Origin of the sequence: Micromonospora globispora (assembly GCF_003857015.1) — a bacterium.
GTDB classification, from domain to species: Bacteria; Actinomycetota; Actinomycetes; order Mycobacteriales; family Micromonosporaceae; genus Micromonospora; species Micromonospora globispora.
The window spans coordinates 1-4760 of the sequence record NZ_QGGF01000083.1; the positions used below are offsets into that span (position 1 = coordinate 1).

Genomic DNA, 4760 nt, shown 5'->3' on the forward strand with positions numbered 1-4760 from the left:
GGCCAGCTCCCGGTGCGACAGGTCCTCGCCGCGCAGCGAGGCCCCGCGCAGGTCGGCCCGGTCCGGCAGCCGCAGCCGGGCGCTGAGCCGCAGGGCGTTCGCCCGGACGATCTCGCCCGCGTCCTCGTCACCGAGCACCCGGGCGGTCCACGCGGTGCACCGGCGGGGGTCGGCGAGGTCGCCGAGGAACTCCACGGTCAGCGCCGACAGCGGACGCACCGCCAGGGCCGACGAATCCTCGCCCCGGTTGAGCTGAGCGGCGATCCCCTCCGCCACCAGCCACTCCATCACCGAGGTGTGGATGAACCCGAACAACCCGTCGTCGGTGCGCACCAGCAGGCTGCCCGCCCCCACCGCATGCACCGCCTGCTGGCCCGACAGCCGCGACTCCGCCAGCCCGGCGAGCTGGCCGGCGGCCTCGACCAGCTCGGCCAGCCGCAGGTACGACTCCCCGCTCTCCCAGAGCTGGAAGGCCAGCCGGCTGACCGCCGCCCACAGCTCCGGCCGGCGCAGCGTCACCGGGGCGCCCGGCACCCCCTGGGTACGGCGCTCCTCGAAGTCCAACCAGGACTCCAGGATCTCCCGGTAGAGCGCGGCGGCGCTGAACGTGCCGGCGGCTCCGGCGACCGCGGCCAGCCGTCCATCGTCGAGGTTGGCGATGAAGCCCAGCATCCGCGGGTTGCGGGACAGGCCGAGCAGGTCCTTCACGCCGGCCAGCAGCGTCATCCGCGCCCGGGCGGCCCGCTCGTCGCCGCCGTACCGGTTGCGCAGGAACGCCTCGATCTGCCCGGGGGTGAAGTCCTCGATGGCGAGCACCCGCCGGTGCGGCAGCAGCCCGACCCGCTCGCCGAGCGCGGTCAGCACCTGCGAGTTCGTCTTGAAGTGCTGGGTACGGCTGCTCACCACGATCTTGGCGTTGCCCTCGGCAGCCTGGAGCAGCGTCTCCAGGTGGTCCGCCGCCCGGTCGTAGGTGACCCGGGCGACCAGCTCGTCGAAGCCGTCGAAGAGCAGCACGATCCGGCCCTGGCGGAGCATGTAGCGGAACGCCTTGAGGTCGATCACCTGCTCGCCGTGGTTGGCCAGGTGGGCGGCGACCAGGCCGTCCACCGAGTGCGCCTTGTCCAGCGCGCGCAGCTCCACCAGGATCGGGATCAGATCGGGCGCGGCGGTGGGCAGCCGGCGGGCCACCTCGCGCAGCGCGAACGTCTTGCCCCGGCCGAAGTCCCCGAGCACCAACGCGAACCGGCCGTCCGGCGCGGAGATCAGCTCCAGCAGTTCCTCCACCACGTCCTCGCGGACCCGCTGGTCGGCGCCGACCAGGTGGCGGTAGCGCTGCGGCACGTACTGCTCCGGTGGGTAGAGCCGGTCCGCCTGGAGCCGGGCGGTCTGCGCGGCCACGTACTCGCGCAGGTCCAGCAGGCCCTGGAACTCGGTCAGATGCAGCACCCGCACCCCGCGCCGCTGGGCCTCCTCGGCCAGACCGCGGGCGATCCGGTCGCCGTCGTAGACCAGCTCGGAGGGGACGTCCGGGTCGGTGGCGTGCACCCGGCGGGCGAAGTGGTCGATGTCGGCGGCCGTCGGGGTGCCGATGTGGGCACCGACCCGCTGCTGCCGCACCACCCCGTCGGCCCGGTAGGTGACGAAGAGGTGCGGCGGGTCCGCCGGCACCCGACGGACCAGCACCCGGTCGTGCCGGGCCTCGCACACCTCGGCCAGCCGGTCCAGCAGCCGCTCTAGCGGCGACGCGGCCACGGCCGGCACGACCGCCGGTACGTCGGGAGCGGTCGAGCCCTGGGTCGGGCCCTCCGCCGCCGTCGGCAGCCTCGGGTCGGGCACCTGGGCGGGGCCGGCCGCCCCGAAGGTCGCCTCCGTCCGGGACCAGGTCACCGCGGTCGGCTCGCCCACATCGTGCCGGTCGTCGCGACCGAGCACCCACCGGGTCATCCCGTCGGCGGCCAGCCGCAGCACCTGGGCCCGGCCGTCCCCGGAGGCGGTGGAGAGCGGGACGGCGGGGTCGACCGGCGCGCGGGTCGGCGCGGTGTCGGAGAGGAGCAGGTTGAGCATCGGCGCGACCAGCCGGTGGTACGCCGTCCGGTCGCGCAGCGTGGTCGCGCCCGGCACCGGGCCCTCGTCGGCGTACGGGGTGCGCGAGCCCGGCGCGTGCGCCATCGCTCCCAGCCGCAGCCAGCCGGACTGCTGGTACTCGCGCAGCCGCTGGGCGAACCAGGTGGCCTGGGCCTCGCCGAGGAACCCGTACCGGTCTTCCTCGCGATGGGTGATCGCGATGGTCGAGTTCAGGCCGGCGACCGCGACCCGCAGGTCCGGCACGGCGAACAGCGTCCACGGCTGCTCGCTGTCGAAGATCCGGTCCTCCAGTCCCTGGTAGAGCTCGTCGAACAGGCGCGCGTAGTGCCGCCATTTCGGCCAGTACGGCGGTTGCGGGTCGACGTCGTCGGCCTCGCAGGTGGCGAAGTACGCCCGGCTGGCCGCCATGGTGACGTCCCGGAAACCGGGCACCACGACCAACCGGTGCGGCTCCAGCCCGAGCAGCACGCGCAGCCCGGTGAGGAAGCTCAGGGCGTCGGAGAACTCGCGCGGGCTGCCCGACTCGGTCAGGTTGCCGGCCACCACCAGCAGGTCCGGCCGGGGGACGCCGTCGTTCATCAGCAGGGTGAGGTCACCCATCAGGTGTTCCTGGAGCTCGCCCGGGGTGACCGGGGCACCGGGCTCGATCATGCCTCGACCGAACCGGGGCCCGGCGACCTGGAGCACGGTCAGGGTGCTGCGAGACTCGGGCACCGCGAGCGCCGACGGCGGGAACGGCGGCGGGGTGATCGGCGTCCGCCGGGCGCGGCGGGTGCGCCCGCGCACCCGCCGCCGGCGCGCTGAGGACCCCGGCGGGGCCGGCCGGATGGTGCGGGAAAGCCGGTTGCAGCACCGGCTTGGCCCGACCGTTGAGCGCCTCCCGGATCCGGTCCAGCACCCGCGCCCTCGCCTGCGCCGGGTCGGTCACCCCGACCAGGTCGACGTAGGTGATGGTGGCCAGCAGGCCGTCGATCGGGCAGTCCTCCACCCGGACGGTGACCAGCTTGTTCCCGGTGCCGTCCGGGTCGGCCCGCAGCGCGGCCTGCCACTCCAGCTTCCCGTATGTCGAGTGCAGGTAGCGCTCGGAGAGGACGGCGACCACGACGGCCGCCTCGCGGACGCCCCGGTCCATGAAGTCGATGAAGTTGGTGCCGGCGACGAAATCCCACGCCTGGAGCATGGTGCGGTAGCCGGCGGCCTCGAACTCCCAGGCGAGCCAGGTGGCCCAACGCTCGTCGGCTGGCGAGTAGCTGATGAAGAAGTCGATCGGGCGGTCGGACCGGGTGGGGTGCGCGCCAATGGACACACGCCATTATGGACACCGTTAGTCGTTCTGTGGACACCCTCGGCAGCCAATCCGGCCGCGTCGAGGGCCCTCACTCGGCCCGGGGTGTGCGAGGATCATCCTCCGTGGAGACCGTCGGCGACCCGCCGTCCGCCGCACCGGACCGGACCCGTTGGGGGCGGTTGCACGTCCTGGACTGGATCGCGATCGGGCTCGCCGCCGTCGGCCTGATCTGCGTCCTCACCGGGCTCCTCCCCCGCCCGGAGGCCGAGGCCACCGTACGTCGCATCGCGCCGATCCTGATCTTCATCGGCACGGTGGTGGTGCTGGCCGAGCTGACCGCGGTGGCCGGCGTCTTCGACGCGCTCGCGGCGCGGGTCGCGATCGCCGCCCGGGGCAGCTACCGGGCGCTGTTCTGGCTCTGCGTCGGCTTCGCCTCGGTCACCACCATCGCGCTCAACCTGGACACCACCGCCGTCCTGCTCACCCCGGTGATGATCGCCCTGGCCCGCAAGCTCGGCGTGCCGCCCACCCCGCTGGCGATGACCACGGTCTGGCTGGCCAACACAGCGAGCCTGCTGCTGCCGGTGTCCAACCTGACCAACATCCTGGCCAGTGACCGGATCGGGCTGGACCCGCTGCCGTGGGCCGCCCGGATGTGGTGGCCGCAGCTGGTCGCCATCGCCATCACCATGCTGCTGCTGTGGTGGTGGTACTGGCGGCCGGCCCGGGCGGGGGCGGACCCGTTCGTTCCGCCGCCGCCGCACGTACCGCCCGACCCGGTGCTGTACCGCACCGCGCTGGGCGCCTGCCTGCTCTTCGTCGCCGGGATCCTGGCGGGGGTCGAGATCGGGCTCGCCTCCGGGGTGGCGGCCGCGATCCTGGTGGCCGGCTTCGCGGTGCGCGCCCGCGGCAGCCTGCGGCTCGCGCTGATCCCGTGGCGGCTGCTGGTCTTCATCGTCGGGCTGTTCCTGGTGGTGCAGACCATCGGCCGGCACGGCCTGGACACGGTGATGGGCGCGCTGATCGGCGGCGACCCGGGCGCGACGGGCGCGCTACGGGCCGGCGGGGTGGGCGCGCTCTTCGCCAACGCCGTGAACAACCTGCCCGCGTACGTCGCCGGGGAGGCGGTCATCGCCACCGCCAACCACACCCAACTGCTGGCGCTGCTGGTCGGCACGAACGTCGGCCCGCTGGCCACCCCGTGGGCGTCGCTGGCCACCCTGATCTGGTACGAGCGCTGCCGCGCCGCCGGGGTGCACGTCCCGCTGGGCCGCTTCGTCGCCACCAGCGCCGCCCTCGCCGCGCTGGCCACCGCCGCCACCGTCGCCGCCCTGCTGGTCGGCCCGGCAGCGTGACGCCACGGTTGGAACCTGAGGACGCCTCGCTC

At 74.1% G+C, this 4760-nt stretch carries 3 protein-coding genes; 1 reads left to right on the forward strand and 2 read right to left on the reverse strand.

What is annotated here, in order from left to right:
• Together DKL51_RS03120 and DKL51_RS36095 are read right to left on the reverse strand one after the other, a co-directional pair.
• Nucleotides 1–2736: NACHT domain-containing protein (locus DKL51_RS03120; RefSeq protein ID WP_260428356.1), on the reverse strand; the 2736-nt coding region annotated here is incomplete at its 3' end.
• Nucleotides 2678–3391: a toll/interleukin-1 receptor domain-containing protein gene (locus DKL51_RS36095; RefSeq protein WP_260428357.1), complete on the reverse strand. Its 714-nt coding sequence runs from the start codon at nucleotides 3389–3391 to the stop codon at nucleotides 2678–2680. The genes DKL51_RS03120 and DKL51_RS36095, both read right to left, overlap by 59 nt.
• 104 nt (nucleotides 3392–3495) lie before the next feature.
• Between DKL51_RS36095 and DKL51_RS03125 the strand changes: the two genes are divergently transcribed.
• Nucleotides 3496–4728: an ArsB/NhaD family transporter gene (locus DKL51_RS03125; RefSeq protein ID WP_109944099.1), complete on the forward strand. Its 1233-nt coding sequence runs from the start codon at nucleotides 3496–3498 to the stop codon at nucleotides 4726–4728.
• The last annotated feature ends 32 nt before the right edge of the window (nucleotides 4729–4760 follow it).